At 51.5% G+C, this 13,740-nt stretch carries 11 protein-coding genes; 7 read left to right on the plus strand and 4 right to left on the minus strand.

Annotated features, from left to right (window positions below; genetic code table 11):
- Positions 1-82: 82 nt before the first annotated feature.
- The 4 genes from ettA to HUO07_RS01335 all read right to left on the minus strand — a co-directional run bounded on the left by ettA (position 83) and on the right by HUO07_RS01335 (position 4,233).
- Entirely contained in the window at positions 83-1,744 is a 1,662-nt protein-coding gene (gene ettA / locus HUO07_RS01320; RefSeq protein ID WP_035563186.1) for an energy-dependent translational throttle protein EttA, read from the minus strand.
- A 155-nt stretch (positions 1,745-1,899) separates the two neighbouring features.
- Positions 1,900-2,112, minus strand: a complete 213-nt coding sequence (locus HUO07_RS01325) for a PA3496 family putative envelope integrity protein (protein WP_008959622.1) — start codon at positions 2,110-2,112, stop codon at positions 1,900-1,902.
- A gap of 189 nt (positions 2,113-2,301) precedes the next feature.
- Positions 2,302-2,736 carry a PAS domain S-box protein gene (locus tag HUO07_RS01330; RefSeq protein WP_176302044.1) on the minus strand — a complete coding sequence of 145 codons (435 nt, stop codon included), beginning with the start codon at positions 2,734-2,736 and terminating at the stop codon, positions 2,302-2,304.
- Positions 2,737-2,919: 183 nt separating this feature from the next.
- A complete protein-coding gene (locus HUO07_RS01335) occupies positions 2,920-4,233 on the minus strand; it encodes an MFS transporter (protein WP_176302045.1) in 1,314 nt (437 codons plus the stop codon).
- 95 nt (positions 4,234-4,328) lie between these two features.
- Between HUO07_RS01335 and HUO07_RS01340 the strand changes: the two genes are divergently transcribed.
- The 7 genes from HUO07_RS01340 to HUO07_RS01370 form a co-directional block, all read left to right on the plus strand.
- Positions 4,329-4,598, plus strand: coding sequence for an Rdx family protein (locus HUO07_RS01340; RefSeq protein ID WP_008959619.1), 270 nt, complete (start codon positions 4,329-4,331; stop codon positions 4,596-4,598).
- Positions 4,595-5,467 carry a DMT family transporter gene (locus HUO07_RS01345; protein ID WP_176302046.1) on the plus strand — a complete coding sequence of 291 codons (873 nt, stop codon included), beginning with the start codon at positions 4,595-4,597 and terminating at the stop codon, positions 5,465-5,467. The genes HUO07_RS01340 and HUO07_RS01345 overlap by 4 nt, the downstream gene beginning before the upstream one ends.
- A 246-nt stretch (positions 5,468-5,713) precedes the next feature.
- Positions 5,714-7,570, plus strand: a complete 1,857-nt coding sequence (locus HUO07_RS01350) for a TolC family outer membrane protein (RefSeq protein ID WP_176302047.1) — start codon at positions 5,714-5,716, stop codon at positions 7,568-7,570.
- A 111-nt stretch (positions 7,571-7,681) separates the two neighbouring features.
- Complete coding sequence (locus HUO07_RS01355) at positions 7,682-9,853, plus strand: type I secretion system permease/ATPase (RefSeq protein ID WP_176302048.1); 2,172 nt, start codon at positions 7,682-7,684, stop codon at positions 9,851-9,853.
- The gene (locus tag HUO07_RS01360) at positions 9,853-11,283 is read left to right on the plus strand and encodes an HlyD family type I secretion periplasmic adaptor subunit (protein ID WP_176302049.1); all 1,431 of its coding nucleotides are present in this window, start codon (positions 9,853-9,855) and stop codon (positions 11,281-11,283) included. Before HUO07_RS01355 ends, HUO07_RS01360 begins: the two co-directional genes overlap by 1 nt.
- Positions 11,283-11,909 (plus strand): response regulator transcription factor, encoded by a 627-nt coding sequence (locus HUO07_RS01365; RefSeq protein ID WP_176302050.1) that lies wholly within the window; start codon positions 11,283-11,285, stop codon positions 11,907-11,909. The genes HUO07_RS01360 and HUO07_RS01365 overlap by 1 nt, the downstream gene beginning before the upstream one ends.
- Before the next feature lie 204 nt (positions 11,910-12,113).
- A partial coding sequence (locus HUO07_RS01370; RefSeq protein WP_176302051.1) for a retention module-containing protein occupies positions 12,114-13,740 on the plus strand: 1,627 nt, incomplete at its 3' end.

A 13,740-nucleotide genomic window follows, 5' to 3' on the forward strand; every position in this document is an offset into this window, starting at 1 on the left:
TTACTGACATCAGCGCAATTAAAAAGGCCCCGCAGTGCGGGGCCTTGGCTATCAATATCACGCGTCAGTGTGAGGCAAGCTATCAGGCATCAATGCGCTTGTACTTCATACGCTTAGGCGTATCGTTGCCGACTCGCTTTTTATGATCTTCTTCGTACTCTGCGTAGTTGCCTTCAAACAAGACCACTTCAGAGTCACCTTCAAAGGCCATAATGTGCGTGGCGATACGGTCTAAGAACCAACGATCGTGCGAAATCACCATGGCACAGCCGGGGAAGGCGAGTAGTGCGTCTTCCAGTGCCCGCAGGGTTTCGATATCCAAATCGTTTGACGGCTCATCAAGCAACAGCACGTTAGCGCCTTGCTTGAGCGTTTGCGCAAGCTGTAAGCGACCACGTTCACCCCCGGAGAGCTCCGATAAACGCTTCTGCTGGTCGTTACCCTTAAAGTTGAATCGACCCACATAGGCGCGGGAGGAGACTTCGTAGCCGTTAATATTCAGGATGTCCTGACCATCCGATACGGCTTCCCAGACAGTTTGCTTGTTGTCCAGCGCATCGCGTAACTGCTCGACATAGGCGATATCGACGGTTTCGCCAATCACAACCTCGCCTGCATCGGGTTGCTCTTTACCGGTAATTAGCTGAAATAAGGTCGACTTACCTGCGCCGTTACCACCTACGATCCCCACAATCGCACCCGGGGGAATCGTGAAAGAGAGGTCTTGATAAAGCAGCTTGTCGTCGAAGCGCTTGGTCACGTTATGAAACTCAATGACCTTATCGCCTAGGCGCGGACCAGGCGGAATATAGATTTCATTGGTTTCATTGCGCTTCTGGAAGTCGCCTGACTGCATTTCTTCAAAGCGGTTAAGACGCGCTTTGCTTTTTGCCTGACGGCCTTTGGCGTTGCTGCGCACCCACTCAAGCTCTTGCCTGATGGCTTTTTGGCGCGAGGCTTCCTGCTTGGCTTCTTGGTTTAAGCGCTGATCTTTCTGCTCAAGCCACTGAGAGTAGTTACCCTCAAACGGGATACCCTGACCACGGTCAAGCTCAAGAATCCAGCCCGCCACGTTATCCAGGAAGTAACGGTCGTGGGTAATCGCCACTACGGTACCGTTGTAGTCGTGCAAGAAGCGCTCAAGCCAAGCCACTGATTCTGCATCAAGGTGGTTGGTAGGCTCATCCAGCAGCAGCATGTCAGGACTTGAGAGCAACAGGCGACATAGTGCCACCCGGCGGCGTTCACCCCCTGATAGGTTGCCGACTTTGGCATCCCAAGGAGGAAGGCGCAACGCTTCAGCGGCAACGTCCAACTTGCGTTCTAAGTTATGCGCATCGGCCGCCTCGATAATATTTTCCAGCCGCCCCTGCTCGCTTGCCAGGGCATCAAAGTCGGCGTCTGGCTCGGCGTAAGCGGCGTACACCGCGTCTAATTTTTCTTGTGCTTCTTTAATTGCCCCTAACGCTTCTTCGACGGTGTCGCGAACGTTTTTCTCGTCGTCTAGTTCCGGCTCCTGGGGAAGGTAGCCAATATTGATGCCGGGCATCGGACGAGCTTCACCTTCAAACTCTTTATCGACACCGGCCATGATGCGCAGCAGTGTGGATTTCCCCGAACCGTTAAGCCCCAATACGCCGATTTTGGCACCAGGGAAAAACGATAATGAGATATCCTTGAGAATTTGCTTTTTGGGCGGCACTACTTTGCCAACCCGATTCATGGTGAAAACGTATTGCGCCATGGAGATCCGTTAGGTTGTTGATAGAAAAAAGCGACAGCAGCAGGCTACTGGCTAAGGAGTGATGATAGTGGTCTGCGCCAGGAAAGGCTAGGCTGCTTAAGGTGCGCGACTAGCCAGGCCCACTCATTGGCTGAGAAGGCCAAGCTATTCAACGCTTACTCTTCTTCGTCCCAGTCGTCTTCTATGGCTCGCTGAAGTCGACGCTCTTCTAGCCATGCTTCTACTTGGCGTCGTGCGCGTAAGCTGTCTGCTTTGCTAGGCTTGCTTTTACCGTAATGGTCATCATTAACGGCGTCTAAGCTTTCGAACTCGTCTGAGTCGATTGCTTCACTGGTAAACGTTTCACGATTTAGGGGATCACGGCTCATGTGATGTCCTCCAACCCAGCCGGCGTGCCGGCGTAACAACGGCTCCACTTATTAGCACATACGGATCAAAAAGCATGTGTGGATTGCAAAGTGAAGCGCCTAGCGCAAATTAAGCGCCTTGCGGCTATATAACGCCAGTAGGGATGAAGTTCAAGCATTGATCGGTTTTTTTAGTGAGAAAGTTAATAATTAGCGGTTATCTCGCTGTTTTTGTAACTCCACAAGCGCAAGCTGGGCCTCTACACGTTCCGTTACGTCTTTTTGTACGCCAATGTAATACATCAGCTCGTCTGCTTTGTCGTAGACCGGTGTAATGGATAATTCATTCCAAAACATGGTGCCGTCTTTACGGTAATTACGCAGTACTTCGCGAGAAGGGCTGCCATTTTTAAGCGCGTCTCGGATAGAGACCAGGGCATCCTGGTCGCGGTCTTCGTTCTGTAAAAAACGACAGTCGCGATACAGAATTTCATCCGCGCTATAGCCCGTTAAGCGCTCAAAGCCTTTATTGACGTAGATGAGGATATTTTCATCGCCTTCCTGTTCAGCAACAACAATACCGTCTTCCGAGGCGTCAATTATGCGTTCGAGCAGCTCTGGACTGATCAATGGAGATCGTTTCATCAAGGGGTTCCTGTTGCAGCTCCAATCCTTCCCGCCGTTCAAAGTGGCTTTTTTTGCCTGTGAACGGGCAGGATTTCAAATCATTTATTATCAGCAGCATAGCAAGGGCTCCAATCTACCGCTGCTATCTAGCTCTATCATGGCGAGCGTTGTCACGCATTGCAATCGTGTACGCGCACCGTCTCATTCAACCTCTGGCAATTGCTGGGCGCTCAATACAGCCCCCACAGCGGTTGCAGCCAGTATTAGCAGTAGTATGGCGCTACCAAACCATTGTGCAAGAGCGCCAATAATGCCGCCTACCAAAAGCATTAATAGGCCTGTTAGCGTATTAGAGAGCGCAACGTAAAGCGCCCGATTATCTTGACTCGCCATATCAATGAGGTAGGTTTTTCGCCCCAAGCGTACGCCATGGTGAATAATCACTAAAAGCGCGTAAACCACCGCATAGGGCCAAATACTTTGTGCCCACCCGCCTGGCAGCCAGACCACGCTGGCGGCTAATAAACAGCAAATAGCCGTACCTACCGCTGCATCGCGCATAACGCTGCGGCTCGATTGGTCGGCGCGCTTGCCCCAGACCGGGCTTGCCACCATCGCTGCAAGCCCGGATACCACAATCAAAATACCCAGGCCGCCGAGGTCGGTGCCACTTTGGTTCTGCCCCAACAGAGCGATGTAAGGCAAGGCGAGTGCACTTGATAGCAGTAATGCCCTGGCAAGGTTGAAGTGTAGAAAAGTGCGATCATTTTTTAGCAGCGACAGACCTAGCTTAATACTGTCCCAGCCGTTTTCTCCTCCTTCAACGGCGCCAGGAGCTTCTACAATACGGGCCGCGGCTAAGGCATTCATTAGCCAGCCACTAGCGGCGACTACGAGTAAGAGCGCCACGATAACATTGCCGGGGCGACTATCAAGCAGCATGAGTACAGCGCCCGCCGCCAGCGTAGCGCCACCGGCAACGCTGCCGCTCCAGCCCATCAACGTGCCGCGGCGGCGTTTGGAAATAGTCTTACCCAGTACGTCTTTGGTCGCGATGGAGGATAAGCCCCGTGCCAGCGAAAGCAGCACGAGCGCGGCTAACACTAATGCGCCGCCCAAAGAGCCGGTGGCGAACAACGCAAGTAGGGCCAGCACTAATGCGGCTAGCGCCTGAATCAGCGCACCTGTTACCCATACCCATTTCCGTTTGGGTTTTAAGCGGATAAAACCCGCCACAAAAATTTGTGGCAGTAGCGCACCCGCCTCACGTATGGGCACTAGCAAGCCTACCATCCACACCGGTGCCCCAATAATGCCCATCAGCCACGGTAAAACTAAGCGCGCGCTAGATAACTCGTCAGCCAACTTATTTCCTAAAGAAGCCCATAGGTGTAGGAAAAAATTGCGCGGCTGTTCGTTGCAAGCACTGTCAGGTATGTCATCGCACATGCGGCTATCTTCATCGCCTGTTAGCCACTCATAAAGGCGAGACTGTGAAACATCCGGTTGAGCCATGACGGTTCCTTGGCGATTGCTAATTTAAGATGACAAAATGTTTTTTGAGAACGACATAGTATCCTGCAAAGGAATTTACCGATAAGGAACTCTCAATGTCACGCATTCAAATCCGCTACTGCACTCAATGCCAGTGGCTATTGCGTAGCGCTTGGTATGCCCAAGAACTTCTATCGACCTTTGGTGAGCAACTGACGGAGGTCGCGCTATCACCCTCTCATGGCGGCACTTTCGAGATATGGTGTGATGAACTACTGCTCTGGGAGCGTAAGCGTGATGGCGGCTTTCCCGATATAAAACTTCTCAAGCAACGCGTGCGAGATCAATTGGATCCAGAGCGAGATTTAGGGCATATCGACCGATGAGTCAGGATAAGCAAGCCGTCCTCTATGGCCTGGGGGCGGTAGCGCTTTGGTCGACAGTGGCAACGGCTTTCAAAGTAGCACTCGCATGGATGAGCCCTTTGGAATTGATGTGGCTAGCGGCATTCGTTTCCTGGGCATTAATGGGAGCGCTAGTCATCAAGCAGGGAAATATGCCCACGGCGCTATGCAGTGGTTGGAAAACAGCTGCGTGGGCGGGGTTGATGAATCCCGTGGCTTATTATTTAGTGCTGTTCGCCGCCTATGACCGACTCCCTGGACAAGAAGCCATGGCGCTGAATTATACCTGGGCGTTAGCGATGGCGTTTTTAGCGGTGCCTTTGCTTGGTCAACGCTTGACTCGAATAGATATCGTTGCTGGGTTCGTCGCTTACTCAGGCGTTTGGGTGATCGCTACACGTGGCTCGGTTTTCAATGTCTCTTTCGCCGATCCATTAGGGGTTGTACTGGCGCTCGCTTCGACGCTGCTGTGGGCACTTTATTGGCTGCTCAATGCACGCGATAAGCGACAGCCTCTGGTAGGCCAATGGCAAAACTTCAGTGTGGGTCTGCCTGTGCTGACGGTTTTGTTACTGCTTGGCCCAGGTGTGCAGTGGCATGGTTGGCCAGCGTTTGGGGCGGGCGTTTATGTAGGCCTGTTTGAAATGGGCGTGGCGTTTATTTTGTGGCAGCTGGCGGTACACCAAGTGTCGCGCACCGCCAAAGTCTCCAACCTGATTTTTCTTTCACCGCCTGTGTCGCTGTTTTTGCTTTATCTAGTGGTAGGAGAGCCTATTTTGCCTTCAACCCTGGTCGGGTTGGTGCTCATTTTGTTGGGATTAGGGCTTCAGCAAGCACAAAAGAGTAGCTAATGGAGGTGATTTCAAATGGCTGCAACCTTTTGGTGTTCTTTTGTATTTTTGTGTTACGCTTAGTGACTGATGGGGTGCTGTTAAGTATATCGCCTAGGTATGCCTAACGAATTATGCCTATTTTTAACATTATTACTTTTTCAATTAGGTGCTAGGCTTGGGGTGATTAGTCTTATAAAAAAGCATGGAGGCTAAACGCTTAGCTGGGTGACCGCTAAAGTGATATCAGCTACAGGGAACGCATAAATGGAACATGCAGTCGCTTCACGTTTGATCAAAAATAATCTTCGCCGCATTTCAACGCCATTACTGGCCGCTACGTTGGCTTTTGCACCGCTTACGAGTGCAATTGCTCAGACGCTCCCACAAAGTCTTTACGCACCTGGTAATGACGACCTACAGAGTGTAGTGCAAAAAGCTATCTCTACAAATCCTGAAGTTGAAGCTGCATGGTCACGCCTTAGCGCGGCCAAAAACGATATCGGTGTGGCACGGGGCAATTATTTACCCAGCATTGATGTATCTGCAGGTGTCGGTCGGGAAGCCCAAGAGGGCGATGGCCGAGGTAGCTATGAAACTGATTTTGTTGAGCTTACGCTAACCCAAATGCTGTTCGATGGCTTTGCTACTCGGAGCGAAGTCGAGCGGTTAGATAGAGCAGAATTGGTAACCTATTACGAGCTAATTGGTGCCAGCGAAAATGTTGCTCTTGAAGCTGCAGAAGCTTATTTGGACGTTGCACGATATCGTGAGTTGGTAAGGCTGGCACAAGAAAACTATGCCAAGCATCAGGAGGTGTATCAGCAAATTGAAGAGCGTACGCTTTCCGGTGCGGGCCGCGGAGTAGATCTTGAGCAAATAAGTGGGCGCGTGTCGCTGGCAGAGTCAAACCTGATGACTGAAGCGACAAATTTACATGACGTTACTGCTCGATACATGCGTATTGTGGGCGATTTGCCTGCACAAAACTTGATGCCTGCACCGACGCTCGAAGATGAGTTGCCTGCTAGTGTCAGTGAAGCTGTCAACCTAGCCTTCGAAGGTAACCCCGACTTTCATGCCGCCATTGAAAATATCAATGTTCAGCGTGCTGAGAGGGAAGGAACGCGTGCAGCATTTATGCCTCAGTTGGAAATTCAGGGCAGAACTGGCACTAATAATCAAGATGATGCCATTACGGGTCGCCGTGATGAAACTAGCATTCAGCTAGTGGCGAGTATGAATCTATACAATGGCGGTAGTGACCGAGCGGCCTTCCGAGCAGCTAGTGATCGCATCGAAGAAGCTGTTGATCAGCGCGAATTAGCCTGTACTAACGTGCGTCAGACCACACAAATTGCTTATAACGATGCTCAACGCCTTCGCGAACAGTTGAATTATTTAAATCAGCACCGCTTATCCATTGATCGCGTTAGAGGCGCTTACCAACAGCAGTTTGATATTGGCCAGCGTACTCTCTTAGATGTGTTGGATAGTGAGAACGAATATTTTGAAGCAAGTCGTGCTTATGCCAATGCTCAATATGATATCACTCTGGCAGATGCAAGAACCCTCGCGGCGACGGGTCAACTAATGCAAGCCTTAGAGATTATGCGCGATGACATGCCGACGTTGGCTGAGTTGGGTAACGATGGCGTCGCCATTACGCCGGAAATTGTATGCCCCGTAAGAGGCCCGAGTGGCTTTACGCTAGAAGATTTTACTGGCGGTGATTTTTCGGCTCCAGCCCCAACAAGAGCGCCCGATGTGACGCTTTCCGCCGATGCATTATTTCCTATTAATAGTGCGGAATTAGGGTTAGATACTCGTGAAAACCTTGCACGCTTAGCCGCTGAAATAAATGAGCGGAGTGATCTCGCTCGGATTTTCATTGCAGGCCATGCTGACAATACCGGTTCAGATGCAATCAATGACCCCCTCTCTCAGCAGCGCGCTAATAGTGTTGCTCGCTTTTTAGTTGAACAAGGCGTTGTTCAGGATTTGATGCAAACAGAAGGTTATGGTTCTAATCAGCCAATTGCTTCAAACGACACTGTAGAAGGGCGCGCTCAAAACAGACGTGTAGAAATTACTTTGGAACGGTTCGATGAGATAAATACGTAAGTAATATTTTTTGTATTTATTTTATCAAGTGTCGTGCTTGTTTCGCTAAAAATATATAGCACATAGCTTTTAAAAATATGCTATGTGCTATTTTATTATAAGAGGTGGACATTGTCAGAGTCTGTTCAAACGCTATCTGTTAAAGAGGCGCAAGATCCTTCATTAGATAATGACGAGCTTCTTCTCTGCCTGCAGGCAGTTGCCAGAATGCATCAGCATGAGGTTTCTTCCGAATCGTTAATCGCGGGATTGCCGCTTGAAAATGGTAAGCTGACGCCCTCTGTTTTTGCCCGGGCAGCCGGCCGTGCGGGGATGACGGCAAAAATTGTTAAGAGTGGACTTGTAAACCTTAACCCAGAACTGTTTCCTGTTGTTGTGCTCCTTGAGCCGGGACGTGCATGCATCGTCAATGCAATCGATGTTAAAAAGGGGCTTGTTAAAACTGTCTTCCCTGAGCTGAATGAAGCCGAAGTCGAAGTTAGCCTTAATGATTTGGCGTCTAGCTATTCAGGAGAAGCCATATACGTTCGTCCTCGCCTTCGATTGGATAATAACCCCGAAACTAAGAAAAAGAAGGGCGGTCACTGGTTTTGGAGTGTCATTCAGGAAAATAGAAAGCTCTATCGAGATATCCTTATTGGTTCAGTGGCCATTAATCTATTTGCTCTGGCCATGCCTCTGTTTGTGCTGAATGTGTATGACCGTGTTGTCCCCAACCAGGCGACTGAAACCCTCTGGGTACTTGCTGGCGGTATTTTCATTGTGCTCTGTTTTGATTTGGCGCTGCGGCTAATGCGCAGTAGCTTTGTCGATTTAGCGGCTAGCAGGGCGGATGTAAAACTCTCTTCCTCTATTATGGCGAAAACGCTGGGCTTGCGTTTAGAAGATCGGCCAGTCTCAACCGGCTCGTTTACTTCAACCCTGCAATCCTTTGAGTCAATACGTGCTTTTATTGGTTCGGCTACCATTTTAGGTATTGTTGATCTCCCTTTTGTGCTGTTATTTGCAGCGATTATCGCCTTAATTAATCCATGGCTTGTTTTGCCTGTTTTGGTAGGGGTTGTATTTGTATTGCTCTATGCCTTGGCGGCACAGGGCAAGCTTCATGAGCTTTCGCAGACCACCTGGGAAGTGGGGGCTCAGCGGAATGCTCTGCTCGTTGAGTCGGTGTCACAGTTAGAAAATGTCAAAGCCTTGCGCGCTGAAAGCCGTATTCAGCGTCATTGGGAAAAAGCCACCGCTTTTTTATCGCGTACCAGTGCCCAGCTTCGGTTAGTGAGCACATCCGTCTCGAATGTGGCGCAATGGGCGCAACACAGTGTGGCGGTCTGCGTCATTATTGTTGGCGTTTATCAAATTATTGAAGGCAATCTTTCCCAGGGCGGCCTGATTGCCGCTTATATGCTCTCTTCGCGAGCGATGGCGCCTATCAGCCAAGCGGCGGCATTGCTGGCGCAGTATCACCAATCGTCTACCGCGCTAGATTCACTCAACCAAGTGATGGATAAGCGTGTTGAGCGCCATGAGGGTAAAGCCTATGTCGAAAAGCCCAGTGTTGCTGGCAGCATCCAATTAGAAAAAGTGACATTGCGCTATCCTAACGAAGAGCGCGATGCATTGCGCGATGTAACAATTTCGATTAAAGCGGGTGAGAAGGTTGCCCTGCTAGGCCGAATAGGCTGTGGCAAGTCTTCACTTAACAAGCTAGTGCTGGGTTTTTATCAGCCCACTGCTGGTGCCGTGTTGCTAGACGGTATTGATATCCGACAACTCGACCCTCTACAACTGCGCCGCCATATTGGCTACGTTCCTCAAGATGTCAGCCTATTCTCAGGAACCTTGCGCGATAACATCGTCGCTGGCGGCGGCAGTGATCGTGTCAATGACGAAGAGTTGCTTAAAGCGCTTAATATTGCAGGGTTGCAGTCTTTGGTGAATAGCCACCCTCGTGGAGTTGATCTACAGGTAGGTGAGCGTGGTCAAGCGTTGTCTGGAGGACAAAAACAGTCTGTGGCAATTGCGCGGGCGTTAGTCCATGACCCGGCAATACTGCTACTGGACGAGCCGACCAGCTCTATGGATAACGCTAGTGAAGAAGCGTTTAAAAAGTGCCTAGGTAACGTGGCGCAAGGTAAAACAATGCTAGTGGTGACGCATCGAACGTCTCTGCTCTCTTTGGTGGATCGTATTATCGTGATGGATGCTGGCAAGGTCGTCGCGGATGGGCCCCGCGATACGGTCGTAGAAGCGCTCCGTAAAGGTCAGATTGGGAGGGCTTCTTAATGGCTAAGAAAACCACTGAGACCACTGAACAAAAAGGCTTCGAGGCTATTGGTCGGTTCTCTGAAAAAGGCAAAAAACCATTCCGCCCTTTTATGGATCGATTGTTTGCGCGACGCGTTACCTCTGCGCATTTAAGCCGGGACTGGGCAAGTGATACTGATTGGGCGCGTTTGCAACAAGAGCCCATGCGAGCACGCCTCTTTCTTTACGGTGTTTGCCTGGCTTTCGTGGCACTTGTTACCTGGGCTTGTTTTGCGCCCATTGATGAAGTGACGCGAGGTAGCGGTCGCGTTATTCCAGCTAGCCATTTACAGCAAATACAGTCTTTTGATGGCGGTGTCGTTGAGCAGATTATGATCCGTGAAGGGCAAGTAGTCGAAGCGGGTCAGGTGTTAATGCAAATTGATCCGACCCGATTTGTGTCGGACTTTCGCGAAAATCGAGCACAACGCTATGCCTTACAAGCGAAAGCGGAGCGGCTGCGCGCGTTAGTCACAGACTCACCTTTCGAGCCCGATGAAGAGCTGCGTCAAGAAGTGCCTTCTATTGTGATTCAAGAACGTGAGGTTTATGAGAGCCGCCGCGAAGAGTTGCGTGAACAAGAAAACGTGCTTGATGATCGCATACGCCAGCGAAGAGAGGAGTTAAGAGAAGCCGTCGCTAAGCGTGATACTGCTCAGCGTGAAGCCAATATGTCTAGTCAAGAACTGAATCTAACACGGCCGCTGCTGGAGTCAGGTGCTGTTTCCGAAGTTGAAGTGTTACGCCTTCAGCGAGATTTATCGCGTGCCACCGGTGAGCGGAACCAGGCTGATGCGGCTGTTTCACGATTAGAGGCAGCGGTAGAAGAGGCAGAAGGGCAATTGCTTGAACTAGGGGCGGAGCGCCGAAGCGAGTGGCGTAATGACCTTGCCGAAACGCTGGGTGATTTGAATGCGCTTCAACAATCCGGTACTGGTTTGCAGGACCGAGTGCGGCTAACCGAAATTCGTTCGCCGGTAGATGGCGTAGTGCAGCGTATACACATAAGCACCATCGGTGGCGTTGCTCAACCTGGGCAAGAAGTGGTGGATATTGTGCCTAGTGACGACCAGTTGTTGGTTGAAGCGCGTATCGCACCTCAAGATATTGCGTTTTTACATCCCGGCCAAGAAGCCACCATCAAGCTAACGGCATACGACTATGCCATCTATGGGGGGCTGAAAGCTGAGCTGGATCATATTAGCGCCGATACCATTACCGATGACGACGATAACACCTTTTATCTAGTGCGAGTTCGCAGCCTTAACGACGAAGATGTAGCGGATTCACTGCAGGTAATCCCAGGGATGACCGCGCAAGTAGATATTATAACCGGCAAGCGAACAGTGATGCAGTTTCTGCTCAAGCCTATTCTGCGGGCATGGCGCGATTCGATGGGGGAACGATAATGGACTATTGGTTTGTGACAATGGATGGCAGTCTTAAAGCACGTTGGCAAAAGGCTTTTCCTGATGCACAGCCCTCAACGCCCGACTCAATTGAACAAAATGCTCAATCGGGTGATTTAGTTTGGATAGCAACCACCGTCGCCTCATGGCCACAGTTGACTCAGCGCTTGGCTTTGATGGGGGCAACAGTCGTCATACTTAGCTATGCCCCCCAACATAAAGAAGCGCTTAAAGCATTGGACCTGGGCGGGCGTGGTTATGCACACACGCTTGCGACAGCTGATGTGTTGAAGCAAGTGGCGCTTGTGGTTACTAACCAAGGAGTGTGGGTCGGTCAAGAGTTGCTTGCGAAAGTAATTGGCGGCACTTTTAAAGCCTTGACTCAGCGCACCGAGAAGGTCTCAAGTGCCGATAGTGACTCCCTTGCCTTACTGACTGAGCGTGAGCGCGGCGTTGCCCTGGCGGTTGCGCGGGGGGCAACCAATAAAGAGGTCGCTCGTCAGCTCGATATAACTGAGCGCACGGTAAAAGCTCACTTAAGCGCTATTTTTAAAAAGCTAGCAGTACGTGATCGGCTGCAGTTAATGCTCAAGCTCTCTTCGACCAGAGAGCTCGCCAGCTACTAATTCATTACTGCGCTCTTAACTGTGATAGATCGAACAGATAAGGGCGCTTTCCCTCCCTTTTTGGGCGTAGGCAGCTTTAAGCCTATTTCTGTCCATCAGTACAATACTTTTTTGTAGTTCACCCGCCTACGATGATGGTATATGCCGCTAATTCCAAGTGCAAAGCGCTAGAAAACGGCTTCTTTATTCGTTCGGGAGATCTACATGGCAACTGCAACCGTTATTGCAATTTCTGGTCAGGCTTGGGCACGTGATGAATCCGGTAACCTGCGTGAACTGAGTATTGGTGATGTGTTGCAGGAAGGTGAAGTTCTCATTACTTCCAGTAATGGCAGTGTAGAACTGGATTTTGCTGACGGGGCGGGTAATAGCCTAGTGGAGGGCGGCCAAGAAGTGGTTGTTTCTTCCGAACTCGACAGCGACCAGCTTGTGTCCACTGAAGATGCCAGTGCACAGGATGCGGATCTTGAAGCGCTGTTAGCTGCCCTGGAAGATGAAGAAGGTGATCTTCTCGATATCCTTGATGCAACTGCCGCGGGTGGTGGCGCTGGCGGCGGTGGTGAGGGGCATGATTTCGTGCGTCTTGCTCGTATTGCAGAGCAAACCGACCCGTTAAGTTTTGAGACCTCGGGCGGGCTGGAAGAAGGAGAGTTCGTTGAGTTTGGCGGGGCTCCTGATACGGCAGCTGCCGAGGAGGTTGAGCCGACGCCTGAGCCAGAGCCGACTCCCGAGCCGATCAATACCCTCGCTGATGACGGTGAGTCGGTTACGACCAACGAAGACGAGGTGGCTAGCGGCAACGTACTCGACAATACCCAAAACCCAGATGGCCCCGATGCGGCCACGGTAGTGAGTTTCAGCTGGTACGAACAAACTGCAGCTGCAGGTGAGACGGCCACTCAAGATGGTGTGGGCACCCTGACCATTGCCGAGAATGGCGCGTTCACATTTACTCCTGTCGAGAACTATGACGGCGATATCGAAGCCGCTAGCTACAACGTAACAGACGGAGAAAACACCGTTACGTCGACCCTTGCGATTTCTGTCACGCCGGTGAACGACACCCCGGTGCCGGAAGACGACGACAACACCACCGCTGCCAGCGATGACGCGCTGACCACCGAAGAAGACACCGCGCTGACCATCCAGCCCGGCACGCTGCTGGCTAACGACAATGACCCGGACGGTGACACCCTCACCATCACCAGTGTTGGCAATGCCACCAACGGCAGTGTGGTACTGAACGGCGACGGCACCATCACCTTTACCCCGAACGACAACTTCAACGGCGACGCCCAGTTCGAGTACACCGTCGACGACGGCAATGGTGCCACGGCCAGTGCCACGGTCACGGTGGAGGTCACGCCGGTGAACGACACCCCGGTGCCGGAAGACGACAACAACACCACCGCTGCCAGCGATGACGCGCTGACCACCGAAGAAGACACGGCGCTGATCATCCAGCCCGACACACTGCTGGCCAACGACGATGATCCGGACGGTGACACCCTCACCATCACCAGCGTCGGCAATGCCACCAACGGCACCGTGGCCCTCAATAATGACGGCACCATCACCTTTACCCCGAACGACAACTTCAACGGCGACGCCACGTTCGAGTACACCGTCGACGACGGCAATGGTGCCACGGCCAGTGCCACGGTCACGGTGGAGGTCACGCCGGTGAACGACACCCCGGTACCGGAAGATGACGACAACACCACCGCTGCCAGCGATGACGCGCTGACCACCGAAGAAGACACCGCGCTGACCATCCAGCCCGGCACGCTGCTGGCTAACGACAATGACCCGGACGGTGACACCCTCACCA

Source organism: Vreelandella maris (genome assembly GCF_013371085.1).
Classification (GTDB): Bacteria; Pseudomonadota; Gammaproteobacteria; order Pseudomonadales; family Halomonadaceae; genus Vreelandella; species Vreelandella maris.